General features: G+C 72.0%; 19 protein-coding genes and 1 pseudogene. 5 read left to right on the top strand and 15 right to left on the bottom strand.

Annotation, left to right across the window (positions count from 1 at the left end):
• From K933_RS11930 to K933_RS11945, 5 genes and pseudogenes are all read right to left on the bottom strand, one after another.
• Positions 1-792 (bottom strand): annotated as a pseudogene (locus K933_RS11930) (potassium transporter TrkA); the annotation flags it as partial.
• A gap of 82 nt (positions 793-874) precedes the next feature.
• Positions 875-3019 (bottom strand): assimilatory nitrate reductase NasA, encoded by a 2145-nt coding sequence (nasA, locus tag K933_RS11935; protein ID WP_023394988.1) that lies wholly within the window; start codon positions 3017-3019, stop codon positions 875-877.
• Positions 3020-3073: 54 nt separating this feature from the next.
• Positions 3074-3235, bottom strand: a complete 162-nt coding sequence (locus K933_RS18400) for a hypothetical protein (RefSeq protein ID WP_161631422.1) — start codon at positions 3233-3235, stop codon at positions 3074-3076.
• 5 nt (positions 3236-3240) lie between these two features.
• A complete protein-coding gene (locus tag K933_RS11940; RefSeq protein ID WP_023394989.1) occupies positions 3241-3537 on the bottom strand; it encodes a DUF6360 family protein in 297 nt (98 codons plus the stop codon).
• On the bottom strand, positions 3538-5304 hold the full coding sequence (locus K933_RS11945; protein ID WP_023394990.1) for a nitrite/sulfite reductase: 1767 nt from the start codon (positions 5302-5304) through the stop codon (positions 3538-3540). It abuts the gene before it with no gap.
• Positions 5305-6106: 802 nt separating this feature from the next.
• On the opposite strand from K933_RS11945, the gene K933_RS11950 reads away from it, so the two are divergent.
• Positions 6107-7411 (top strand): MFS transporter, encoded by a 1305-nt coding sequence (locus K933_RS11950; RefSeq protein WP_049947834.1) that lies wholly within the window; start codon positions 6107-6109, stop codon positions 7409-7411.
• Between the two features lie 94 nt (positions 7412-7505).
• Complete coding sequence (locus tag K933_RS11955) at positions 7506-8684, top strand: NAD-binding protein (RefSeq protein WP_023394992.1); 1179 nt, start codon at positions 7506-7508, stop codon at positions 8682-8684.
• 71 nt (positions 8685-8755) lie between these two features.
• On the opposite strand, the gene K933_RS11960 is transcribed toward K933_RS11955, so the two are convergent.
• The 4 genes from K933_RS11960 to K933_RS11975 all read right to left on the bottom strand — a co-directional run bounded on the left by K933_RS11960 (position 8756) and on the right by K933_RS11975 (position 14581).
• Positions 8756-10261, bottom strand: a complete 1506-nt coding sequence (locus K933_RS11960; RefSeq protein ID WP_023394993.1) for an HPP family protein — start codon at positions 10259-10261, stop codon at positions 8756-8758.
• 3 nt (positions 10262-10264) lie between these two features.
• A complete protein-coding gene (locus K933_RS11965) occupies positions 10265-10990 on the bottom strand; it encodes a nucleoside phosphorylase (RefSeq protein ID WP_023394994.1) in 726 nt (241 codons plus the stop codon).
• 107 nt (positions 10991-11097) lie between these two features.
• The gene (ppk1, locus tag K933_RS11970; protein WP_023394995.1) at positions 11098-13815 is read right to left on the bottom strand and encodes a polyphosphate kinase 1; all 2718 of its coding nucleotides are present in this window, start codon (positions 13813-13815) and stop codon (positions 11098-11100) included.
• Positions 13816-13828: 13 nt separating this feature from the next.
• Complete coding sequence (locus K933_RS11975; RefSeq protein WP_023394996.1) at positions 13829-14581, bottom strand: metallophosphoesterase family protein; 753 nt, start codon at positions 14579-14581, stop codon at positions 13829-13831.
• Between the two features lie 246 nt (positions 14582-14827).
• Here K933_RS11975 and map point away from each other — a divergent pair, with 246 nt between their 5' ends.
• Complete coding sequence (map, locus tag K933_RS11980) at positions 14828-15721, top strand: type II methionyl aminopeptidase (protein WP_049947835.1); 894 nt, start codon at positions 14828-14830, stop codon at positions 15719-15721.
• Positions 15722-15981: 260 nt separating this feature from the next.
• Here the strand turns inward: map and K933_RS11985 are convergent, their stop codons facing one another.
• Entirely contained in the window at positions 15982-16182 is a 201-nt protein-coding gene (locus K933_RS11985) for a DUF7835 family putative zinc beta-ribbon protein (protein ID WP_023394998.1), read from the bottom strand.
• Between the two features lie 173 nt (positions 16183-16355).
• On the opposite strand from K933_RS11985, the gene K933_RS11990 reads away from it, so the two are divergent.
• Positions 16356-16901, top strand: a complete 546-nt coding sequence (locus K933_RS11990) for an HIT family protein (protein ID WP_023394999.1) — start codon at positions 16356-16358, stop codon at positions 16899-16901.
• 121 nt (positions 16902-17022) lie between these two features.
• The gene (locus tag K933_RS11995) at positions 17023-17931 is read left to right on the top strand and encodes a winged helix-turn-helix domain-containing protein (protein WP_023395000.1); all 909 of its coding nucleotides are present in this window, start codon (positions 17023-17025) and stop codon (positions 17929-17931) included.
• Positions 17932-17933: 2 nt separating this feature from the next.
• Here K933_RS11995 and K933_RS12000 read toward each other — a convergent pair whose 3' ends face one another.
• From K933_RS12000 to K933_RS12020, 5 genes are all read right to left on the bottom strand, one after another.
• Positions 17934-18155: a hypothetical protein gene (locus tag K933_RS12000; protein WP_023395001.1), complete on the bottom strand. Its 222-nt coding sequence runs from the start codon at positions 18153-18155 to the stop codon at positions 17934-17936.
• 108 nt (positions 18156-18263) lie between these two features.
• Positions 18264-19070, bottom strand: a complete 807-nt coding sequence (nadC, locus tag K933_RS12005; protein ID WP_023395002.1) for a carboxylating nicotinate-nucleotide diphosphorylase — start codon at positions 19068-19070, stop codon at positions 18264-18266.
• Complete coding sequence (locus K933_RS12010; RefSeq protein WP_023395003.1) at positions 19060-20751, bottom strand: L-aspartate oxidase; 1692 nt, start codon at positions 20749-20751, stop codon at positions 19060-19062. Before K933_RS12010 ends, nadC begins: the two co-directional genes overlap by 11 nt.
• Positions 20748-21878, bottom strand: coding sequence for a quinolinate synthase NadA (gene nadA, locus K933_RS12015; protein WP_023395004.1), 1131 nt, complete (start codon positions 21876-21878; stop codon positions 20748-20750). The genes K933_RS12010 and nadA overlap by 4 nt, the downstream gene beginning before the upstream one ends.
• A 351-nt stretch (positions 21879-22229) precedes the next feature.
• Entirely contained in the window at positions 22230-23765 is a 1536-nt protein-coding gene (locus K933_RS12020) for an amidohydrolase (RefSeq protein ID WP_023395005.1), read from the bottom strand.
• Positions 23766-23893: the final 128 nt, after the last annotated feature.

The raw sequence follows: 23893 nt of genomic DNA on the forward strand, positions 1-23893 counted from the left end.
GCTCGCCCCTCCGCCCCCGCCGGCGGACTTCGCGCTCACGACCGTCCCGTCGTGGCGGCCGTCGTCGGTGACGACGGTCACCTCGTCGCCGCGGGCCAGCCCCGTCGGGACGAGCGTCGACAGCGAGACGGCGCGCTTGCCCGCGGGCACCCGCTTCGAGAGCGCGCCCACCGGCGGCGCGGCCGCCACCGACGCGTGCGCCCGTTCGGTGAGGCTCACCGACACGTCCGCGAGGTCGAACTCCGCGCGGAGGCGCTCGACCACTTTCGACTCCAGTTCCACGAGCGGCACGTCCGCGGGGAACGTCGCCGAAAAGTCGGCCAGGTGCTCCCGGAGGTCGGCGGGCAGCGGCGGGTACCCCTCCATGTCGTCGACCGCACCCGAGACGACGACGCGGACCTGCCCGCGCCCGCCCGCGAGGTCGATTACGTCCGCCGACAGCGTCCGCTCGGTCAGGTCGCGGAGGCTGATCCGCTTCGGCATCGACGCCCCCATGGCGTCGCCCTTGGCGTGTGCGTACATCGACAGCATCAGGACGACGATGATGGCGACGAGCAGCGCCGTCTGGTTGGTCGACCCCAGAACCGTCGCGTCCGCCAGCGCGAGCAGTCCGCCGTTGACGCCCGCCACCGCGAGCGCGAGCACGACCACACCGAACCCGGGTATCGTCACCCCCGTGAAGTACTTGAACAGGAACCCGAGCCCCCACGACACCAGCGCGGGCAGGACGCCCGTGAGCAGGCCGAGATACACCCCCAAGAGCACCTGCACCGGGAACGACGTCGAGACCATACGGGCGGGTGACGCCCGGGGCACAAATCGATACCGCCGGTCGGGACCGCCCCGGGTCGCCCGCGACCCCGGCCCGCCCCGCTCAGTCGTCGCCGGTCGCCTCGGCGTCGACGGCGACCGCATCGCGGTCCGCGCCCGCGGGGCGGAGCCGCACCGCACACTGCTTGAAGTTGGGCTCGTCCGACCGCGGGTCGGTGTCGGGGAGGGTGAGTTCGTTCGTCCGCGGGTGGTGGACGGGGAGCCACACCAACTCCCGCGGCACCGCCGGGTCGGCCTCCGGCCGCACCGGCACCGACCCCCGGCGCGACCCCAGCGTCGCGCGGTCGGCGTCCGGGTCGAGACCGGTCTCGGAGAGCGTGTCGGGGTGGGCGCGCGCGAGCGGCGCGTCGGGCGTCGCCGCGCCGCGCGAGCGGACGCCGGTGTTGTAGCCGTCCGCCTCGCGGGCGGTCGTCAAGACGAGCGGGTACTCCTCGTCCGTGGGTTCGGCCACACCGCCGTGCTCGCCGGTCGAGAAGCGCGCCCGCCCGGAGGGCGTCTCGAACGCCCACGAGGCGTCGCCGCCGGTCCGGCCCGCCGTCTCGTCTGCGCCCGCGAGGTAGCGGTAGCCGCCCTCCGACGCCGCGTCGGGCGCGGGCCACCGGACCGCCCCCGCATCGTCCAGGCGGTCGTAGCTCACCCCCGAGAGGTCCGCGGGCGTCCCCGCCGTCAGCGCCGCGAACTCCTCGAACACCGGTTCGGGGTCGGCCGCCCCGAACAGCCCGGGGACCACCCGCTCGCCGACGGTCGTGACGATGTCCAGGTCCGTGCGGATCCCCGGGGGGGTCTCCATCGCCGGCCGGACGCGCGACACCCGCCGCTCCATGTTGGTCGCGGTCCCGTCGGACTCGCCCCACGTCGCCGCCGGCAACACCACGTCCGCGAGTTCGACCGTCTCCGTGCGGAACGCGTCCTGGACGACGAGGAAGCTGTCTTCGAGGCGTTCGCGCACCGCGGTGGCGTCGGGCATCCCCGCGACGGGGTTGGTCGCCACCGCCCACACCGCCTCGACGGGACCGTCGTCGACGGCTTCGAGCGTCCCCACGGGTCCGGGTCCGGGGTCGTCGGGGAGGCGGTCGACCGGCACGCCCCACGCGTCGGCGACGGTCCGCCGCTCTGCGGGGTCGTCGAACGGCCGCTGGCCGGGCCACGACCCCTTCGACGAGCAGACGCGAGTGCCCATCGAGTTGGCCTGCCCCGTCAGCGAGAACGGTCCCGTCCCCGGACCCAGATTCCCGGTCGCGAGACACAGGTCGATCAGCGCCCCCGCGGTGTCGGTGCCCTGCACGCTCTGGTTGACGCCCATCCCCCAGTAGACCAGCGTCGGGTCCGACAGCGCCTCGGCGAGTAGGTCGACCGTCTCCACCGACACCCCCGCCGTCTCGGCGGCGGACGCCACCGACGGCAGCGAGTCGGCCACCTCCTCGAACCCGGTCGTCGCCGACTCGACGAACTCCCGGTCGACCTCGCCGCGTTCGAGTACGCGCGCGAGCACCGCACGCGCTAACGCGAGGTCGGTCCCCAGGTCGAGCGCGACGTGGTCGTCGGCGACGCCCGCCGTCTTCGTCCCGACGGGGTCGACCACCACGAGCCGCGAGTCGTCGTCGCGCGCGCTCTCGGCGATCCAGCGGAACATCACCGGGTGGGCGACCGCCGGGTTCGCCCCCCACACCAGGTGGGTCTCGGCGCCGTCGATGTCGTCGTACGTACAGGGGGGTGCGTCGCTGCCGAACGCGTCGTAGTAGGCGGTCACCGCGCTCGCCATACACAGCGTCGTGTTGGCGTCGTAGTAGCGGGTGCCGAACCCGCCGCGGGCGAGTTTGCCCAGCGCGTACGCCGCCTCGTTGGTCTGCTGGCCGCTGCCGAGCACCGCCACCCCGTCGGGGTCGCGTTCGAGCGCGGCCGACAGCCCCGAGACGGCGCGGTCGAGCGCGTCCTCCCACGTCGTCGCCACGAGCGTGCTCCCCTTGCGGATCAGCGGGCGTTCGAGCCACTCGCCGTCGGGGTCGACCGACTCCTCGATGCCGCGCGGGCACGCCATCCCCCGGTTGACCGGGTGAGAGACGTCGCCCTGCGCCGAGCCGATGCCGTACCCGGTGTCGACGCGGTGGTGGAGGTGACCGCAGCCGACCGCACACCGCATGCACGTCGTCGGCACGGGGTCGCGGTCCTCCGGGTCGGGGTCGCTCACGCGAGCCGCCCCCGAGCGGCGACTGTGCGTTCCGAGCGCGCGGAGCGTGCGAGGTCACTCACGCGAGCCACCTCCGGGGTCGGTCGCCGGCACCGCCCCGGTCGGGTCCGGGTCCGTCGCCGACGCGCCGAGCAACTCGGGCGCGGCGTCGGCGGGCGCGTTCGTCGAGCGTGACGCGTCGGGGGGAGCGCCGTCGGGGGGTGGGGCGTCGTCCACCGTCGTCACCCCCGCCCGCTCGTCATCGCCTCGCCGGCCTCGGCGGCGTCGGCCGCCGCCTCCAGTTCGGCGGCGAGCGTCCGGGCTCGCTCGGGCGTGAGCGGGACGTGGTCGGCGTGGTGCGGGAGGTTCGGCGTGTCGCTCGGGTCGAGTTCGAACCCGAGCGAGACGGTCGGCTCGCCCGCGGGCGAGGTCACGTCGAGCACCGCCACCGCCTCGTCGGTCCAGCCGTCGCCCTCCGCGCGCGCGCCGACGTGGTCGAACGTGGTGTAGGCGGTCACGTCGAGGTGGCGCGGGCGCATTCAGTCGTCGGCCTCCAGCGGTGCGCCCTCCGCGGAGGTGGGCGCGGGGCTCTCGCCGTCGTCGAACGGGTACCACGACTGCTTGCCGTCGTACAGACAGGGGTCCTCGTACCCCTCGACCTCCTCGGGTTCCGCGAGTTCGACGATGGCGCCCTGCCCGGTGGCGTCGACCCACTCGCGGAACGTCTGCCCCTCCTCGCGGAGCGCGGCGTACGCCCCCACGAGGTTCCGGATCAGCCCGGGCACCTCGTCGGCGGGGACGCGCTGGCGCGCCCACTCGATGAACGACGGCTCCTCGCCGACGCCGCCGCCGACGCCCACGTCGAGCGCCTCGACCATCTCGTCGTTCTTCTGTGCGCGCATCCCCTGTAACCCGATGTCGGCGGTCATCGCCTGCCCGCAGTCGGCCGTACAGCCCGAGTAGTGGATCTTGATCCGGTCGACGTCGTCGGGCAACTCGACGTTGTCCCGCAGCCACGGCAGCATGCGGGCCATCCGCGCCTTCGTCTCCGTGAGCGCGAGCGAGCAGAACTCCGTGCCCGTACACGCCATCGCCCCCTGGACGAACGGGTTGGAGTCCGGCGAGTACGTCTCCAAGAACGGCTCGTCGAGCAGGGCGTCCAGCCGGTCGTCGGGCACGTCCATGATCAGCGGGTTCTGCCGGCGGGTGAGCCGAACCTCGCCCGAGCCGTACTCGTCGGCCAGGTCCGCGAGTTCGAGCACCTTCCCCGCCGCGAGCCGACCCACGGGAATCGAGAGACCGACGTAGTTGGTCCCGTCCGCCTGGTCGTAGACGCCGACGTGGTCGTGGGCGCCGTACTCGCTCGACCGCCCCGCGTTGTACGTGTACTCCCGGCGGAAGTCGGTGCCCGCGTGCTCGGGGTCGAACGAGAGCCGCTCGACCATCGCCTCGCGTATCTCCTCGACCCCCGTCTCGTCGACGAAGAAGCGGGCGCGGTTCTTCGAGCGGTTCTGGCGGTTCCCCTCCCGGTGGTAGTACTCCACGAACGTCCGGACCGTCTCGTACGCCTGGTCGGGCGTGACGAACAGGTCGAGCGACCGCGCCCTGCGGGGCTCGCGGCCACCCAGCCCGCCGCCCACGCGCACGTTGAACCCCCTCACGTCCTCGCCGTCGATCAGCCGGTGGGCGGGTTCGAGTCCCACGTCGTTGATCGAGTCCTGCGCACAGCCCTGCCGGCAGCCCGACACCGAGATGTTGAACTTCCGCGGCATGTTCGCGAGGTCGTCGTCGCCGCGGATCCCCTCCTGGATGTCGTCCAAGAGGCCGCGGCTCTCGACGTACTCGTCGGCCTTCCCCGCGACCGGACAGCCGGAGATGTTCCGCATCGTGTCCCCGCCCGCCGACCGCGAGGACACCCCTACCGACTCCAGTTTCTCCCAGATCGCCGGGATGTCCTCCAGTTTGAGCCAGTGGAGTTGGACCGACTGTCGCGTCGTGAAGTCGATCCAGGCGTCGCCGAACTCCGGGTTGTCCACCGGGCCGCTGGCGTACTCGTCGGCCACCTCGCCGATGGCGCGCAGCTGGCCGGGTTCGAGCAGCCCCCCGCAGTTGGTGAGCCGCATCATGAAGTACGACTCCTGCCCCGAGCGGTGGTGGAAGACGCCCCAGAACTTGAACCGCGAGAACCACTTCTCGCGCTCGTCGTCCGGGATCGACTCCCAGCCCCGCTCGGCGAACTCCTCGATCTTCTCGCGCACCTCGTCGCCGTACAGTTCCTCCTTCCAGCCCTCTTTCTTGTGTACCATGATCGAAGTCACCACGTGATCCGCGCCGGGTTCCGTGTACTGCCTTCGGGAGCTACCAGACGAACGACCACCAATAAGTGTTATCTGCGGATAGATCGGGTGGGAAATGAGGTCTAGGGAGAATATATACAGTATTCCGAGAAGGTATCGGGTACTGGAACTTCTCGGCGGTATTCCCCGCCATATCGGAAGTTCCTAGCCGGCTTCGGCCGACCGGACTAGCCGGATCGGAATCGACCCCCGCCGGTATTTACGGGCGCCGGGGCGGCCGACCGGAACCGGTAGCTTCACCGTCACGTTCGCGGCGAGGGACGACGGACGGGCGGTCCGCGGCCCGCTCCGACCCGCGCGGGCGAGTCGCCGACCCGCGCCGACGACGGGGTCGGCCGACGCCGAAACCGCGCGCACGCGGCGGGTTTCGACCGGATCGAGCCCCGGACGCCCCCGGCGCGGTTCGGGCGGCGAGCGATCGGCCGTCGGTTACCGACTGCGACCGATCACCGCGCGAACGGTTGCCGACCGTGTGGTTGTCCGTCCACTCGGTGGGAGATATACGGATATAAGGCCATAATATCCCTGTGTATTCCGGCCGTCCGATCGGTGAATTACTGTATAACTGATGTTCGTAAACGGGCAACGTTATCCCGTTCGCGTTGACGGCAGTATCCATGCCTGATAGGCGTGAAGCGAACGGCGAACCGGGTCGGATGTCCGAGCGGACGGCGGGGGTATCCGAACCGACGACCGCGGGGTCCCCCGAGCGCGAGCGCGGGGCGGGGGGTGGCGCGTGGGCCTGATCCGGATGACGAAGTACCGGACGTTGCTGCTCGCGACGATCGGGTTCAACTTCTCGTTTCTGATCTGGTTCTCCTTCGCGCCGTTCACGGGGCCGATGGCCGAGGAGTTCGGCCTCTCGCTCGCAGAGATCGGCATCCTCGCGAGCGCGGCCATCTGGCTCGCGCCGTTCGGCCGGATACTGACCGGGTGGCTCTCGGACAAGTTCGGCGCCCCCACGGTGTTCGCGATCGTCCTCGGCTACGTCGGGGTGTTCTCGATGGCGTCGGCGTTCGCCCAGTCGTACGCGGTGTTCTTCGTCGAACGGCTGATCGTCGCCACCGCGGGCATCACGTTCGTGATCGGGATCCAGCACGTCTCCGAGTGGTTCGACGAGGGGGAACTCGGCACCGCGGAGGGTATCTACGCGGGCGTCGGCAACGCGGGCGCGGCCGGCGGCGCGCTGGTTCTCCCGCGCGTGTTCGGGTCGAACTGGAACGGGCCGCTGTTCTCGACCAACTGGCGGGCGGCGTTCTTCTACACCGGCGTGATCGCCATCGGTCTCGGGGTGGCGTACTACCTCCTCGGGGAGGCCGCAAAGAGCGACGTCAAGCGGCAGGCGACCAAGGACAGCGCGAGCTTCGGAGACTGGGTCTACACCGCCACCCGGTACGGGACGGTCGTGCTCGCGCTCGCGTACGTGATGACGTTCGGGCTGGAGCTGTCGATGAACGGCTGGCTCGCCACCTACTACCGCGAGGGGTTCGACACGAACAACCTCGTGCTCGCGAGCACGTTCGCGGCGACGTTCTCGGTCGCGGCGGGGCTGCTCCGCCCCATCGGGGGGTACGTCAGCGACCGCCTCGCGCGCCAACGGAAGAACATCCTCCCGGTGTTCCGGGGGCGCTACCGCGAGCAGTGGACGTTCCTCTCGCTGTGTTTCGTCGTGGCCGCGATGCTGGTGATGACCGTCGCCGGCCTCTCGGGCGAACTCCTGTTGGCGGTCGGCGCGGGCTTCCTCGTCGGGATGAGCTGTGCGTTCGCCGAGGGCGCCATCTTCGCGCAGGTGCCCGCGATGTTCCCCAACAGTTCGGGGTCGGTCGCGGGCGTCGTCGGCGGCGTCGGCACCGTCGGCGGCATCGTCTACCCGCTGGTCTACTCGGCGCCGTTGCTGCCGAACCTCCACACGGGGTACGCCGTCGTGGCCGTCTCGATGGTCCCCATCGTGCTGTTGACCGCGTGGGTGTTCCAACCGAGGATCGCGGGCGTCGCCAACGACGAGGGGTTCGTCGGCGGCGGCAGCCCGGACCCCGCCTCCGGCGACTCCGACTGAGGACCGAGCCGGACCGACCCGAACCGAGCCGGACAACCCGCCGCGGGCCGCCGCCGGACGGCGAGCTTTTACCCGCCCCGCTCGGACGGAGGGCATGGCCGAGTGGCGCGAACGGGTCGGCGGGCGCGCCGCGGTGTGGCTCGCCGGGGCGGCCGCGCTGGTGTCGGTGCTCGTCGGCATCGCCAACATATCCGGCGGCGCGCCACAGGGGCCGCTCGTCGAGGTGGTGCCGGCGGCGGTCTCCCGGACCGCGGGCTTTACGGGCACGCTCACGGGCTTTCTGCTCCTGTTGTCGGCGTACGGGCTCAACCGGAGCTACCGGAGCGCGTGGTACTCGACGGTGGTGTTGCTCCCGCTGTCGGCCGCCCAGGGGCTACTCCAGACGAGCGAACTCTCCTACCCGCTGGTGGGGCTGTCGGTCGTCGCGTGGCCCGTCGTCGCGTTCAACCGCCGGCTGTTCACCCGCGAGGTGGAGCTCACCGTCACCCAGTGGGCCGCGCTGGCCGCGCTGGTCGGCTCGCTCGGCTACAGCACCGCCGGGGCGTACGCGCTCCGCGACCAGTTCGGCAGCGTCGAGACGCTGACCGACGCGGTCTACTTCTCGGTCGTCACCGCCTCCACCGTCGGCTACGGCGACGTCACGCCGACGAGTCAGCTGGCGAAGTGGTTCACCATGTCGGCGCTCGTGTTGAACGTCGCCAGCTTCGCGGTCGCGCTCGGGGTGCTGTTCACGCCCGCGATAGAGGCCCGCCTCACCAACGCGCTCGGACGCATGACAGAGAACAACCTCGACATCCTCGAACGACACGTCCTCGTGCTCGGGCACGGGGAGCTGACCGAATCGCTGATCGAAGAACTCGCCGACGCGGGCGTCGACTTCCTGCTGGTCACGCCCGACGAGGCGGTCGCGCGCGCGCTCCGCGACCGGGGGGTCGACGTGCTGACCGCCGACCCCTCCGGGGAGGAGCCGCTGACGCGCGCGAAGATCACCGAGGCGCGGGCGGTCGTCGCCGCCACCAACGACGACGCCCAGGACGCGCTCGCGATCCTCACCGCCCGACAGCTCAACCCGGAGGTGACCATCGTCGCCGCCGCGACCGACCGCGAGAACGAGAACAAGCTGAAACGGGCGGGCGCGGACACCGTCATCTCCCCCGCGAGGATCGGCGGCCACCTCCTCGTGGAGTCGGCGCTCGACCGCGGCGACTCCGAGGCTGTCGCCCGCGAGATACTCGACGACGAGGACGGCGCCGGCGGGGACGAACGCGGCTGAGTCGCCGCGCCGGCCGACCCCGGGACGGCGACCCGCCCGGGGGGTCGCGAGTCGCCGCTCGCCGCGCGCCGCTACCGGGGTGTGCCGCGGTCGACGACCGCCACGTCACACTCCAGGTCGCGGAGTTTCTCGAACGTCGGCGGGGCGACCGCACGCGAGGCGGTCGAGCGGTCCCGCGAGGAGCCGATCAGGACGAGGTCGTACGCGTCGGCGTTCGCCTCGATGAAGTCGAGCACGTCCGCGCGGGCGACCCGGGTCTCGATCGGGCCGTCGACCGCCTCGACGACGTTCGAGAGGGTGTTCTCCGCCGGCCGGCGCTCAACCTCGCGGTCGATGCAGGTGCAGACCGAGACGCTGCCCGACCGGCCCGCCAGCCGGGTGGCGAAGTCGACCATCGCGTGTGCGGAGTTGCCCGGGCGGGCGACCGGGACGAGCACCCGCCGCCACCGCTGTCGGTCCGACACCGACTTGAACGCGATCGCGTCGGTGGGGTCGCGGAACACCGTCCGGACGAACTCCGAGAGCAGACCGCGGTCCTCCTCGTAGGGGGTGACGATCAGGTCGCAGTTGGACGCGCGGGCCGTCTCGAGCGTGGTGCGCGCGGGCTGACCGCTCGCGACCACCACCTCACAGGGCACCCCGACCCGGGTGCGGATCGTCGCCGCGTACTCCTCGAGGCGGCCGGCCGACTCCGCCGCCGCCCGGCGGGTGGTCTCGTCGGCGATCCCGTCGACGTCGTCGGGGAGCGACGAGTCGGCGCGGTCGCTCGGCCCGCCGACGTCGACCGCCGACCGCTCGACTTCGGCGACCTCCTCGTCGCCGACCACGTCGAGGAGGACGACCTTACCGGCGTCGTGGGCGGCCGCCAGCCGCGCGCCGAACAGCGCGGTCGTGAGTGCGGTGTCGCCGCGCATCGGCACGAGCACGTGGTCGTCCGCGCGGGTCGTCCCGTAGAGGTAGCGCGCGCGCTGTTCGTAGAACTTCCCGCGCCAGAGCGCGAACGTCGCGGCGACGAACGTGCTGCCGACGAAGATGGAGACGACGTACAGCCCCGGTCCCCGCGGGACGACCCCGAACAGGTACGCCTCGCTCCCCTCCGACGCCGCGAGCACGAGCAGCGCCGACGAGAACGCCGACGGCTCCTCGACGCCGAGCGTCCACGTCACCACGCCCGTCAGGAACAGCGATATCCCGGCGCTCACCGGCGTGACGAGCGCGAACGCCGACACCGACGGCACCAGCGTCTCCGCGCCGAGCGCGACCAGCCCGCAGGTCGCGCCGGCGGTCAGGCCGACGACGAACCGCACCGGGTCGGAGTACTTCCCGCCGGGGTCGGCGAACAGCGTGTACGCGCCCGACGCCAGCGGCGGGAACAGCAACACCGGTAGCAGTTCGTCGAACGCGTTCGCCAGTTCCGTGATGACGACGACGAGCACCGGCAACAGCAGGAGCACCGACAGGTGGAGGAGGTTGTTCGTCTCCTCGACCCAGACCCGGAACTCCGCGGCTTCCCGCCGCTCGATCCGGCGGACGTACCGGCTCGCCGCGGCGAGTCGGGCGGTCAGCCGATCGAACACGGGCTACAGCCGGGTCACCGTATCGAGGCTGATCCGGATCGCGCGACCGACGTTGTTCTTCGCCTTCTCGGGGAGTTCCTCCTCGGAGTCGGCGCCCTTCTGGGTCCCCTCGACGAGGTTGCCGTCGACGGTGCAGATGGCGCCCGCGTCCATCCCCCGCCGGCGCGCGAGCGAGAACACCGTCGCCGCCTCCATCTCGATGGCGAGTAGGTTCGCCGCCTCCCAGTCGGCGACGTACGCGTCGGTCTCGTTGTAGAACGCGTCGTCGGAGACGATCGGGCCGACGTGGACCTCCTCGTCGCGGTCCTCGGCGGCGTCGACCAGCGCGCTCAGCGTCCCGTAGTCGGGCGTCGCGGGGTACGTCGCCGACTCGTAGCGCTTGCTCGTCCCCTCCTCTTTGGCCGCGCCGGTGGCGACGACCATGTCGCCGACCTCGATGTCCGGCTGGAGCGCGCCGCAGGTGCCGACGCGGATCACCGTCTCGACGCCGACGTTGTGGAGTTCCTCGACGGCGATGGCGGCGGAGGGACAGCCGATCCCGGTCGAACAGATCGTGAGGTCGACCCCCTCGTAGCTGGCGTTGACGATGCGGTACTCGCGGTTCTCCGAGACGACCTCCGCGTCGTCACACTGCTCGGCGATGCGGTCGACGCGGTCGGGGTTGCCCGGCACGAGCGCGACTTCGTTCACGTCGCCCTCGTCGACGAGCAGGTGGGGCTGGTTCGCCATGTGCGACGGTTCCGCGGTCGGAGCAAAAAGTTCGCGGAACCGTCACGGCCGCCGCCGCGCCGACGACCGTGAGTTGGGGCCGGAACCGCGCCGGCGCGGCCGCCCGCTCACTCCCCCTCGTCGGTGTACACGTCGTCGAGGTCGACCGCGGGGTCGCGCGTCCCCCGGCCGGCGTCGACGCCGGGCGACCGGCTCTCGTCGGGGGCGGCCCGCCGCGCGCGCTCCATCAGCCGCTCGTGGACGTCGACCGTCGGCGCCCCCTCGGCGGGTTCGACCTGCGCGTAGCTCCCGTCGGCGCCCATCCGCCACCGCCGGCGGTTGTCCGCGAGCATCGTCTCCAGCACCGCCCGCAGCTCCGCGCGGGCGGTGGGCTCCTCGACGGGCGCGACCGCCTCCACCCGCCGGTCGAGGTTGCGGGTCATCCAGTCGGCCGACCCCACGTAGTAGGCGGGGTCGCCGCCGTCGCCGCCGTCACTGCCGTCGTCGGCGCCGGGCCACACCTCCGCCCCCGCGCCGTTGCCGAAGTAGTACACCCGCGAGTGTTCGAGGAACGTCCCGACGACGCTGTGGACGCGGACGGTCTCCGAGAGCCCCTCGACGCCGGGGCGGAGCCGACAGATCCCGCGGACGACCAGGTCGATGTCGACGCCCGCGCGGGCGGCCTCGTACAGTTCGCGGACGATAGCGGGGTCTTCGAGCGCGTTCATCTTGGCGACGATCCGGCCGTCGCCGCCCTCGCGGGCGACGTCGGCCTCCCTGCGAACGTGCTCGGTGACGCCCTCGCGGAGGTTCTCGGGCGCGACGAGCAGTTTGTCGTAGCGGCGCTGGCGGGCGTGGCTGGTGAAGGAGTTGAACAGTTTCACCACGTCGCCGCCGACGGTCGGGTCGGCGGTGAACAGCCCGAGGTCCTCGTACGACTTGGCGGTCTCGGAGTGGTAGTTGCCCGTGCCGACGTGGGCGTACGTCCGCACCTCGTCGGCGTCGCCCTCCTCGCGGACGACGAGCGCCACCTTCGAGTGGGTCTTCAGCCCGATGGTGCCGTACGCGACGTGGATCCCCTCCTCTTCGAGTCGCTTGACCCACCGGAGGTTGTTCTCCTCGTCGAACCGCGCCTTCAGTTCGACCATCACCGCCACCTGCTTGCCGTTCTTGGCGGCGGCGATGAGACTCTGGACCACCTTCGAGTCGGGCGCGGTGCGGTAGATGGCCACCTTGATCGCCAGCGTGTCGGGGTCGCGCGCGGCCGCGTCGAGGAACGTCTGGACCGTGTTGGCGAACGAGTGGTACGGGTGGTGGACGAGCACGTCGCCGCGTTTCACCTCGTCGAACAGGTCGCCCGGCCGGTCGGCGTCGAGGCCGGCGAACCGGGGGTGGTTCTGGGGCGACCACGGCTCCGACCGGAGGTCCGGCCGGTCGAGGTCGAGCACCGCGTCGAACCCGTCGAGCGCCAGCGGCTCCGGCCGGTCGAACGTCTCGCGTTCGGTCACGTCGAGGTTGTCGACGAGTAGCTTCCGCACCGCCTCGGGCGTGTCGTCGGCCACCTCCAGCCGCACGACCGTCGCGAACCGGCGCTGGCGGAGCACGTCCTCGATCATCTCGATCAGCCCCTCGGCGACGTCCTCGTTGCGGCGCACCTCGGCGTTCCGCGTCACCCGGAACGTCGAACTGTCGAGCACCGCCACGTCGGGGAACAGCAGGTCGAGGTTCGCCTCGATCAGCCGCTCGATGGGGAGAAACCGCGCCGTCGCGTCCGCCCCGTCGGCTCCTGCTCCGTCGCCGTCCGACGCGCCCGCGGTCACGTCGGCGTCCGCGCCGCCGTCGGACTCGCCGCCGCCGTCACGGACCCCGTCGACACGGATCAGCCGCGGCCGGTTCTGAGGCACCTTGATCCGCGAGAAGCGCCGCTCGCCCGCCTCGTCGCGGGTCAACACCGCGACCGAGAGGCTGAGGTTCGAGATGAACGGGAACGGGTGGGCGGGGTCGAACGTCAGCGGCGTCAGCGTCGGCAGCACCGACCGCTCGAAGTGCTCGCGGAGCGCCGCCCGCTCGCCGTCGTCGAGGTCGGTCCACTCGACGAGGTCGACCCCCGCCGCCGAGAGCGCGGGTTCGACCAGTTCCCGGTAGCAGCGCGACTGCCGGTCGAGGATGTCGCGCGCCTCCCCGAGCACGTCGGTCAACTGCTCGCCGGGCGTCCGCCCGTCGACGGTCCGCTCGGTGACGCCCGCGTCGAGCTGCTGTTTCAGCCCGCCGACGCGCTTGCGGAAGAACTCGTCCATGTTCGTCGTCACGATGTCGAGAAACCGGAGCCGGGTGAGGAGCGGCACCCGGTCGTCCTCCGCCTCGTGGAGCACGCGCCGCTGGAAGGAGAGTTCGCTCAGCTCCCGCGAGAGGTAGTAGCGCGCGTCGTCGAGGTCCGGCGACTCCACCGGCTCCGACAGCGGTTCGGCCGCGGTCGGCGGCGTCCGCGCCCCGAACCGCCCCCACTCGACCGCCGGGCGGTCGTCGCCCGCGTACGGCCACGGACGGGCGAGCGGGTCCGCGTCGGCCACCAGCGTCTCGGCGGCCGGGAACTCGGCGGCGGGACCGCCCTCGTCGTCGGCTTCGTCCGTCCCGTTCGCCTCGCTCCCCCCGTTCGTCCCGGCGGGCTCGCCGCCGGTCGCGGTCCCGGTGTCGTCCGCCGCCGCCTCGTCCTCGTCGGTCGGTCGCTCCCGCCGGTCGGCGTCGACGTTCGCGCCGCCGCCGGCCGCCGCGTGCGGGGGGTCGGTCGCGTCGCTCTCGCCGTCGGTCGACTGCTCGGCCGTCGGGTCGGGGTCCTCGCCGCTCATCGGGTCGGGACCGTCACCGGGTGGGGCCGACGCCCTCGGCGCGGGCGGACTCGGCGTCAGAAAAGGGCGGCCGGAGCACCTTCTCGTCGGCGCGGTCGCCGTCGACCGCGGCGGGCACGGAGACGAACGCGTCGGCGTACCAGTCGTAGGCGGTCAGGTCGCCGCCGTAGACGCAGCCCGTGTCGAGACCGACCGCGAACGGCCGGTCGACCGGCCGCGCGAGCACGGTGTGGCCGAAGAACACGCGGTGGGGGCCGTCGTACCGCTCCCACCAGTAGGGCCGGTCGCCGTAGCTCCCGCCGGGGACGAGCGACCGGGCGTTCTGGAGGTCGTCGACCGAGTGCTCCGCGAGCGGCTTGCGCGGGTCGACCCCGCCGTGGACCACGAGCGCGCCCGGGCGGTCGTCGACGCCCGGCCACGACACCGCGACCGGACAGCCCTCGATCCACGCGAGTTGGTCGTCGCTCAGACCGGGCAGGCGCTTCTCGCCGCGGATCAGTTTCTCCTCGTTGTTCCCGCGGACCGAGACGGCGTTGGGCGCGTTCCGGACGCGTTCGACCACGCTCCGGCTGTCGGGTCCCTTCCGCACCAGGTCGCCGACGAACACGACGAGGTCGTCGTCGGTGACGCCGAGTTCGTCGAGCAGGCGGTCGAGCGCGTCCGGACAGCCGTGGACGTCGCCGACCACGTAGATGCGCTGCCAGTCGTCCGGGTCGATGCGCCGGTGAAACGACTCGATCTCCGGTGCGAACCGCGGGGCGGTCATCGGCGAACCCGACGGTCCGGAGCTACAAAAGCGGTCCTCCGGGCCGCTCCCGTGTGATACATAGACGAACGCGCGGCCGTCGTGGAGCCCCGCGGTGGCGGGAACACACCGGGCGGCGCGTCCCGCCGCTCGCCGCCCCACCGGGACCGACGGTGCGAGTCGACGCGCGTCGGCCGCCGATACGGCGGGAGACGACCCCGCCGCCGGAGCGCAACCCCTTTGCCCGTATCGGTCGAACCCGTCGACATGAGCGCGCTCGACGAGGACACGCTGGGGAAGTACCGCGAGGCGGGCGAGATCCTGACCACCGTCGTCGAGGAGGGGCGGGAGATGGTCGAACCGGGCGCGACCCACCTCGAAGTCGCCGAACACATCGAAGCGCGCATCCGCGAGGAGGGCGGGGGTATCGCGTTCCCCGTCAACATCAGCGTCGACGAGGAGGCGAGCCACGCGACCGCGGGCCGCGACGACGACACCGAGTTCGGCGACGACCTGGTCTGTCTCGACGTGGGCGTCCACGTCGACGGCTACATCGCCGACGCCGCGGTCACCGTCGACCTGGCGGGCGAGGCGGAACTGGTCGAGGCCGCCGAGGAGGCGTTAGACGCCGCGGTGGCGGCGGCCGGGCCCGGCGTCCCCGTCGGCGAGATCGGCGCCGAGATCGAGAGCGTGATCGAGGCGTACGACTACACGCCCATCTACAACCTCTCGGGGCACGGCGTCGAACGCTACGACGCCCACACGGGGCCGAACATCCCCAACCGCGGCGTGGACCGCTCGGTCGAACTCCAGCCGGGACAGGTGGTCGCGATCGAACCGTTCGCGACCGACGGCCGGGGGAAGGTCGGCGAGGGGAGCCACGAACAGATCTACGAGCGGACGGGCGACCGCTCGGTCCGCAACCGGACGGCGCGGCAGGTGCTCGAAGAGATCGAGGAGTTCGACGGCCTGCCGTTCGCGGCGCGGTGGCTCTCGTCGTCGCGGGCGGAGATGGCGCTCCGGCGGCTGAAGACCAACGGCGTGATCAAGGGGTACCCGGTGCTCAAAGAGGAGGACGGGCGCCTCGTGAGCCAGGCGGAACACACGATGGTCGTCACCGACGACGGCGTGGAACTGACGACCGAGGGGCTGTTCGGGTAGCTCGCGTCCGGTCGGTCGAGTACGTCGATAGTATCCGCCGACGCCGCACGCGGACCGTCCGCGTCGCACCGCCGTAGAAGGCTACCGTCGCGTGGGTCGTCCGTCGGGGTCGCTCCCGCGACGGGTCGTGGGTCGTCGTAGGGTAGTCGTGGGCCGTCCGAGCCGTCCGAACCGGTCGGACCGACTCGTCCGCTCGCGTCGCGTGGGCGCGTCGACCGGGATACCAGCCCGCTCCGGGACGGGCCGACTCTCCGTCCGGTTTACGCGTTGTTCATCCGCATCGCCGATTCGGTCCCGCACTCGTGGCAGGTGACGACGCGGTACGGTTCTCGAGAGAACTCCGCGTTCTTCTCCTTCTCGCTCTCCGTGCGGATTTCGACCCGCACGTCGTGATGGGTTTCCCCGTCACAGTGGGGACAGGCTTCCGTGATGCTGTCCGGGTTGGAAGGTTGGGTCGCCATGCACCCCACCCTACACAGGAAACGCCGATAAAGGTACCACGTGAGTAATAAGGGTTTGGCTAGTCGCCCCCCCGAGCCGGGTCAGTAACCCGTCCGCACGGGGAACGCGACGGACGGGACGGGAGGAGGCCGGACACGGGCGGATTGAAGGGGGTCGACGGCCTGGCTCGGCCGTGGACCAGATATACGCCCCCTGGCGGATCGAGTGGGTCGAACGCGACGACGAGGGCGGTGACGGCTGTCCGTTCTGTACACTACCCGACCGCGGCGACGACCGCGAGGCGCGGATCGTGGCTCGCTCGCCCGAGTCGTTCGTCCTGCTCAACAACTACCCGTACAACCCCGGCCACGCGATGGTGATCCCCCGGGTCCACGAGTCGGCGTACGAGGCGCTGAGCGACGAGGTCCTCCTCGACCACGCGCGGATGAAGCAGCGAACGTTCCGGGCGCTCGACGACGCCATCGGCCCCGACGGCTACAACGCCGGTCTCAACCTCGGCGACGGCGCCGGCGGGTCGCTCCCCCACCTCCACACCCACGTCGTCCCGCGGTGGGAGGGGGACACCAACTTCATGCCCGTCGTCGGCGACACGAAGGTGATCGTCGAAGCGCTCGAAGAGACGTTCGACCGGGTGCGCGCGGCGTTCGCCGACTTGGAGGGGGCGACGGTCGACGGCGACGACGACGCGCCGCGGTTCCCCGCCGTCGACGGCGCGTAGCGGCGAGGCCCGGACGGCCACCCCGAGTCCGCGGTCGGCGGCGGAGTCCCGTCACACGCGGCCGGGGCGGTCGCACACGGACGACCCAACGGTTTAGTCGCCGGGCGGGGATCGTCGAACGATGAGTACTCCCGCCGACGAGGAGACGCGCGAGGCGGTCCGGGAGGCCGACCTCACGCCCGCGGAGGCGTTCTCGCTGCTCGGCAACGAGACGCGCATCGAGGTGTTGCAGGCGCTCCACGAGGCGACCGTCGAGCAGGGAACCGACGACCCGGTGCCGGTGCCCTTCTCGGAGCTGTACGACCGGGTCGACCTCGACGACAGCGCCCACTTCAACTACCACCTCAAGCAACTGCTCGACCACTTCGTCCGCAAGACCGACGAGGGGTACGCGTTCCGCACGCCCGGCTGGAAGGTGGTCCGCTCGGTGTTCGCGGGCACGTTCACCGGCCGGACCGAACTCGGGCCGTTCGAGGCGCCCGGCGACTGCTACGCCTGCGGCGGCGACCTGGAGGCGCGGTACGCAGACGAGCGACTCGCCATCGCCTGCGTCGACTGCGGCCGGGGTCACGTCGACTACCCGTTCCCGCCGGGCGGGCTGGACGACCGCACGCCAGCGGAGTTCCTCGACGCGTTCCACCACCACGTCCGCCACCACTACTGTCTCGCCGCCGACGGCGTCTGCCCCGAGTGCATGGGCCGGATGACGACGACGCTCGACACGTGCACGCGGATTCCGGGCCAGGAGGTGGTCGTCCGGCACGTCTGCAACCGGTGTGACAACCGCCTCGCCTCCGCGGTCGGGCTGAACCTGCTCGACACCGCGGCGGTGCTCACGTTCCACTCCGAACGCGGGGTCGACCTCACCACCGAACCGTTCTGGACGCACGACTGGTGCGTGAGCGACGTCCACACCACCGTCCTCCAGACGAACCCCACGACGATCCGCCTCGATCTGCCCTGTGACGGCGACACGCTGTCGGTCACCGTCGACGAGACGATGAGCCTGCTGGAGACGGAACGCGCCTGAACTCAGCGCGACCCGCGTCCGAGCCACCCCGCCCGTTCGGGGTCGCCGAAGAGCCCCAGCCGGACGTTGAGTGCCGCCGTCGTGAGCGCCATCAGCACACCCAGCAACGCGCCGGTGACGGCTCCGTCGCCGACGACGGCCGTGACGGCGCCGGTCAGCGGGGGCACCACGAGCAGGAGCGCGAGCGACTGCCGGACCGCGAGTCCGGGGTCGTCGACTGTCATCGGGACGGAGTATCGGCCGCGACCGGATGAGCGTTCGCCCGCCGTCGCCCGGTGGCACCCGACGGTGTCGGCCAGCGGGGGTGACCGCCGCCGCGGACGTCTGCCCGGCTACCCCGTCCGGAACGAGTAGTCGAGCGACGGCGCCGAGTGGGTGAGCGACCCCATCGACACCACGTCCGCGCCGGTCGCGGCGTACGCGGGCACGTCGCCGAGTTCGATCCCGCCGCTCGCCTCCGCGAGCGTCCCCTCGGGGAGCGTCCCGACGCCGCGTTCCACCTCGGCGGGGGCCATGTTGTCGAAGAGGACGACGTCCGCGCCAGCCTCGGCCGCGCGCGCGCCGTCCGCGGGCGCCTCCACCTCGACTTCGACCTTCGTGGCGAACGACGCGCGCTCGCGGAAGCGGCGGACCGCGGGCTCCAAGCCGAGTTCGGCGACGTGGTTCTCCTTCACCATCACCATCTGCGAGAGGTCCAAGCGGTGGGTGTCGCCGCCGCCCGCGGCCACCGCGCGCTTCTCCACCCCGCGGAGACCGGGCGTGGTCTTGCGCGTCGCCGCGATCTCGACCGAGTCGCTCACCTCGCGGGCGGCGTCGACCGCCGCCCGGGTGGCGGTCGCCACGCCCGACGCGTGGCCCGCGACGTTGACCGCGACCCGCTCGCCCCGCAACACGCCGCGGGCGGGACCCTCGACGCGGAGCACCGCGTCGCCGGACTCGACGCGGTCGCCCGTCTCCACGGCGGGCGCCGCGTCGACGCCGAGGTAGTCGAACACCCGGACGGCGGCGTCGAGTCCCGCGACGGTGCCCGCCTCGCGGGCGACGAGGCGGCCCGTCGTCTCGCCGGGCACGTCGTTGGTCACGTCGCGGTGGCCCAGGTCCTCGGCGAGCCACGACTCGACCGTCGACTCAGTCAGCACCCGCCTCGCCCCCCTCGCCGGCCGCGGCGCCGTCGGAGTCGGCACCCCCCTCGCGCACGAGGCGGTGACAGCCCGCGGAGTCGGCGTTCGCGGCCGCGCGCGCTATCAGCAGGCCGACGACCGTCGCGTTCCGGAGTTCGTACAGCCCCCTGGAGGTTCGGGTCCGGGTGTACGCGTCCACCTCGCCTTTCAGCCGCCGGAGGGTCGCGGCGGCGCGGCCCACCTCCTCGGGCCGGCGCTCGATGCCGAGCGCGTCGCTCGCGGTGTCGCGGAGGCGTCGGAACTTCCCGCGGGCGAACGAGTCGGGCAGCGCCGGGTCGCCGTCGCGCGGGTCGGGCGCCTCCACCCGCTCGGGACCGGCGTCGACGCCGACCCCGGCGGCCGTCTCGCCAGCACGCAGTCCCCAGACGAGTCCCTCGAGGAGGCTGGTCGACGCGAGGCGGTTGGCGCCGTGGACGCCGGTGTGTGAACACTCGCCGACCGCGAACAGGCGGTCGAGCGACGCCCGGCCGCGGAGGTCCACGTCGACCCCGCCACAGAGGAAGTGTTCGGCGGGCGCGACCGGGATGCCGTCGGCGGGGTCCACCCCGCGCTCGTCACAGTCGGCGGCGAGGCCCGGGAACTGCTCGCGAAAGTCGACCGGCGACACGTCGAGTCGCACGTCGTCGGTCCGGTCGCGCTCGCGGGCCACGGCGCGGGCGACCACGTCCCGCGGCGCGAGTTCGGCGTCGTCGTGGACGGCGGGCATGAACCGCTCGCCGTCGGCGTTCCGCAACACCGCGCCCTCGCCGCGGACCGCCTCGCTGACGAGGAACGGGTCGTCGCCCGCGTACGCGGTGGGGTGGAACTGGACGTACTGCATGCCGGCCACGTCCGCGCCCGCGAGCGCCGCCATCGCCACGCCGTCGCCGGTCGCGCCGTCGGGGTTGGTGCTCTCGCGGTACAGCCCCCCGACCCCGCCCGTGGCGAGCACCGTCGCGCCCGCGAACGCGGGCACCGCGCTCCGTCCCTCGGCGTCGCGCCCGCCGTCGTCGCCGTCTCTCTCGTCCGTCTCGTCGCCGTCCGTTTCGCTCCTCTCGTCGGCGTCGCCGTCCGTCCCCCGCTCGTCGGCCGGGGGTTCCACGAGCGCGCCGTGGACGCGCCCCTCGTGGGTGATCAGGTCGTACGCCGCCGTGTCCTCCAGGATCCGGACGTTCTCGCGCCCGCGGAGGTGCGCGAGGAACGGCCGGAGGACGTGCCGGCCGGTCGAGGCGTCGACGTGGAGGATCCGCCGCTCGGAGTGGGCCGCCTCGCGACCCAGGTCGAACGCCGCCCCGTCGGCGTCAGTGGCGTCCGCAGCGTCACCCTCGCGCCGGTCGAACTCGACGCCGAGCGTGTCGATGAGCGCGTCCTCGACGGCGCCCCGGGCGTCGCCGACCAGCGTCTCGACCGCGTCGGGGTCGCACTCGCCCGCACCGGCCGCGCGGATGTCGGCCGCGAACGCCTCGGGGTCGGACTGCGTGACCGCGATACCCCCCTGCGCCCAGTCGGTCGAGGCGTCCGTCGGCTCCTCGGCTTTCGTCGCCACCAGCACGTCGGCGCCCTCGCGGGCGGCCGCGAGCGCGGTCGCACAGCCCGCGATGCCCGACCCGACGACGAGCACGTCCGCCTCGTACGCCTCGCGCCCGTGGTCCCGGCTCATAGCTCCAGCATCCGCTCCATCGCGGTCGCGGCCAGTTCCTTCTCGCGGGGGGCGACCTCCACGACGTTCCGCTCGTCGCCCTCGGTGAGTCCCTCCAGCACCCACGTCAGGTAGTTGGGGTCGATCTGACGCATCGCGTTACAGTCCATGCACGCGTCGCCGCACAGCGGCAGCACCTCCACGTCGGGGTGCCAGCGGTCGAGGTGGTTCGCCAGGTGGATCTCGGTGCCGATGGCCCACGTCTCGCCGGGGTCCGCGTTCGCCACCGTCTCCGTGATGGTCGCCGTCGACCCGACCACGTCCGCGGCGGCGGCCACCTCGCGGCGGCACTCGGGGTGGACGACGACGTTCGCGTCCGGGCGGCGCTCCCGCACGTCCTCGACGTGGTCGACGCGGAAGCGCTCGTGGACCTGACAGTAGCCGTCCCACAGCACCACGTCCGCGCCGGCCACCTCGCTCGGCTCCTTCCCCTCGGGGTCCCACGGGTCCCACGTCACCGTCGACTCGGTCAGCCCGAGGTCGTGGGCGGTGTTCTCGCCGAGGTGTTTGTCCGGGAGGAACAGCACGGTGTCGCCGCGGTCGAACGCCCACTCGAACGCGTCGGCGGCGTTCGACGACGTACACACCAGCCCGCCCTGCTCGGCGCAGAACGCCTTCAGGTCGGCGTAGCTGTTCATGTACGTCACCGGCACCACGTCGCCGTCGAGCGCCCCCGTCAACTCCGCCCACGCGGCGTCGACCTGGAGCGCCTCGGCCATCCCCGCCATCGGGCACGACGCCTCCATCGAGGGGAGGAGGACGGTCTGGTCGTCGTCGGTGATCACGTCCGCCGACTCCGCCATGAACGTCACGCCCGCGAAGACGACGTACTCCGCGTCCGACTCGGCCGCCTCCCGCGACAACTGGTAGCTGTCGCCGACGAAGTCGGCGTGCTCGACGATCTCCCGTCGTTGGTAGTTGTGACCGAGGATCACCAGGTCGTCGCCGAGCTCCGCCTTCGCGGCGTCGATCCGTCGGCGTCGAACCTCCTCGTCGAGCGTTCGGTAGCGTTCCGGCAACTGTTCGAGGTTGTCGTACTTGAACAGGCTCAGGTCCGTGTCCAAGTCAGCAGTCTCCATTCGTGGCATCGTATCGTTCGTACTAGCTACGTCACGTGCTCGTATTGTATAAGAATTTTCTTCAATACGCTATTCGACCGAGGTACCACTCTCGAATTCGTCTGAACGTACTCCAGAGTCCGAGTGTGTGGCGTCTCGAAGGAGGTAATTCGGGGGAGGGCGCATATGGCGTTCGAACGAGTGCGGCGTTCGAACGAGTGCGGCGTTCGGGCAGGTGTGGCGCTCTGGCGAGGGGGCGGACGTGTCGGCGGCGGACCGGGTACGGGGCGGGGTGCGGTCGGCCGTCGTCCGCCGTTACTGACCGGGTCGCCCGTCGTTACCAGCTGGGTCGAGCGTCGTTACCGACCGGGTCGCCCGTCGCTACCGGTCGTCGTACACCACGTCGCCGTCGACGGCGGTGAGCGCCACGTCGATGTCGGCGATGGCCTCGGACCGCTCCCACGGCGAGTCGTCGAGGAGGACGAAGTCGGCGCGCTTGCCGGCTTCGAGCGTCCCCACCCGGTCCTCGTCGAAGCCGGCGTACGCCGCACCCAGCGTGTACGCCCGCAGCGCGTCGGTGACGCCGAGCGACTGCGCCGCCGTCGGGGCGTTGACCGCCTGGTCGACGCCGAACAACGGGTCGAGCGGCATGCAGTCGCTCCCGAACGCGAGCGGCGCGCCCGCCTCGGGGTAGGCGGGGAGGCGGTTGGCGTCGGTCCGGCGGTCACCGAGGCGGGCGTCGTACAGGCCGTCCTCGCGGCCCCACTTGTGGAAGTTGGGCTGCATCGACGCCACCACACCGAGGTCGGCGAACCGCTCGATGGCCTCGTCGCTCGCCAGTTCGGCGTGTTCGACCCGGTGACGCATCTCGCCGGGTGCGTCCGTCCCGGCGTACGCGTCGAGGGCGGCGTCGACGGCGGCGTCGCCGATGGCGTGTAACGACACCTGAAAACCGGCGGCGTCCGCGCGCGCGACCAGGTCGGCGACCGCCTCGGGGTCGACCACCCACTGGCCGGTCTCGTCGCGCGCGTCGGCGTACCCCGCGGAGAGTTTCGCCGTCCGGCCGCCGAGCGACCCGTCGGTGAACGACTTGATCGCCCCCACTTGCACCATCTCGCTGCCGTGGTTGGTGCGGAGTCCGGCGTCGACCAGCGAGTCGAGGTGGTCCGCCCAGTAGTTGATCCGGACGCGCAGCGTGAGGTCGCCGTCGAGGTCCATCGCGCGGTACGCCCCCGGGAGTTTCGACTTCCGCACCATGTCGTGGACGCCCGTGACGCCGCGTTCGTTGGCGTATTCTTGCGCCGCCTCGACGAGTCGCCGCGCCTCCGCGGCGTCGGGTTCGATCATCTCGCGGACGGGGTCGACCGCTTCTTCGACCACGACGCCGGTGGGGTCGCCGCCCTCGGTGAGCACGTCGCCGTCGGGCATCGCGTGCAGCAGGCGGTCGAGCACCACGTCGTTGACCGACGCGACGTGCATGTCCTCGCGGAACGCGACCACCGGCACGAACGACGACACCGCAGCGAGGTCGTCGCGCGTGAGGTAGCGCGACTCCGCCCACGTCGACTCGTCGTAGCCGAAGCCGAGCACCCACTCGTCGTCGTCCACCTCGTCGGCGCGTTCTTCGAGCAGGCGGACCGCCTCGCCGGGACTCGTCGCCCCCGAGAGGTCGGCGTGGACCAGCGACGAACCGACGTTGAGCAGGTGGGTGTGCGCGTCGACGAACCCCGGCAGGACGACGCGACTCCCGGCGTCGAGGGTCGCCGTCTCGGCGCCCGCGAGGAACTCCACGTCGTACGTCGTCCCGAGGCGGACCACCCGTCCGTCGCGGACCGCCATCGCCTCGTGCGTCTCGTCGGGGTCGCCGAGCGTGTGGACCTCGGCGTTCGTCACGACGAGGTCCGCGGCTTCGCTCATGGGCTGTGAGGACGCGCGACGGGCAAAACCGTTCGGGCAGCGGAGGGTGGGACCGCCGCTCGGACGGGGCGGGCGGACGCTCCGCCGGCGGCCCGACCGGAAACGGTTAACCGCGCGGCGTGAACCCG

The organism is Candidatus Halobonum tyrrellensis G22 (assembly GCF_000495475.1).
GTDB lineage: Archaea > Halobacteriota > Halobacteria > Halobacteriales > Haloferacaceae > Halobonum > Halobonum tyrrellense.

What these genes read in the sequence shown, in the direction of transcription:
- K933_RS11940 (WP_023394989.1), bottom strand. Translation starts at nt 3,537, where the DNA reads ATGCGCCCGCGCCACCTCGACGTGACCGCCTACACCACGTTCGACCAC.
- K933_RS11945 (WP_023394990.1), bottom strand. Translation starts at nt 5,304, where the DNA reads ATGGTACACAAGAAAGAGGGCTGGAAGGAGGAACTGTACGGCGACGAG.
- K933_RS11950 (WP_049947834.1), top strand. Translation starts at nt 6,107, where the DNA reads ATGACGAAGTACCGGACGTTGCTGCTCGCGACGATCGGGTTCAACTTC.
- K933_RS11955 (WP_023394992.1), top strand. Translation starts at nt 7,506, where the DNA reads ATGGCCGAGTGGCGCGAACGGGTCGGCGGGCGCGCCGCGGTGTGGCTC.
- K933_RS11965 (WP_023394994.1), bottom strand. Translation starts at nt 10,990, where the DNA reads ATGGCGAACCAGCCCCACCTGCTCGTCGACGAGGGCGACGTGAACGAA.
- ppk1 (WP_023394995.1), bottom strand. Translation starts at nt 13,815, where the DNA reads ATGAGCGGCGAGGACCCCGACCCGACGGCCGAGCAGTCGACCGACGGC.
- K933_RS11975 (WP_023394996.1), bottom strand. Translation starts at nt 14,581, where the DNA reads ATGACCGCCCCGCGGTTCGCACCGGAGATCGAGTCGTTTCACCGGCGC.
- map (WP_049947835.1), top strand. Translation starts at nt 14,828, where the DNA reads ATGAGCGCGCTCGACGAGGACACGCTGGGGAAGTACCGCGAGGCGGGC.
- K933_RS11985 (WP_023394998.1), bottom strand. Translation starts at nt 16,182, where the DNA reads ATGGCGACCCAACCTTCCAACCCGGACAGCATCACGGAAGCCTGTCCC.
- K933_RS11995 (WP_023395000.1), top strand. Translation starts at nt 17,023, where the DNA reads ATGAGTACTCCCGCCGACGAGGAGACGCGCGAGGCGGTCCGGGAGGCC.
- K933_RS12000 (WP_023395001.1), bottom strand. Translation starts at nt 18,155, where the DNA reads ATGACAGTCGACGACCCCGGACTCGCGGTCCGGCAGTCGCTCGCGCTC.
- K933_RS12010 (WP_023395003.1), bottom strand. Translation starts at nt 20,751, where the DNA reads ATGAGCCGGGACCACGGGCGCGAGGCGTACGAGGCGGACGTGCTCGTC.
- nadA (WP_023395004.1), bottom strand. Translation starts at nt 21,878, where the DNA reads ATGCCACGAATGGAGACTGCTGACTTGGACACGGACCTGAGCCTGTTC.
- K933_RS12020 (WP_023395005.1), bottom strand. Translation starts at nt 23,765, where the DNA reads ATGAGCGAAGCCGCGGACCTCGTCGTGACGAACGCCGAGGTCCACACG.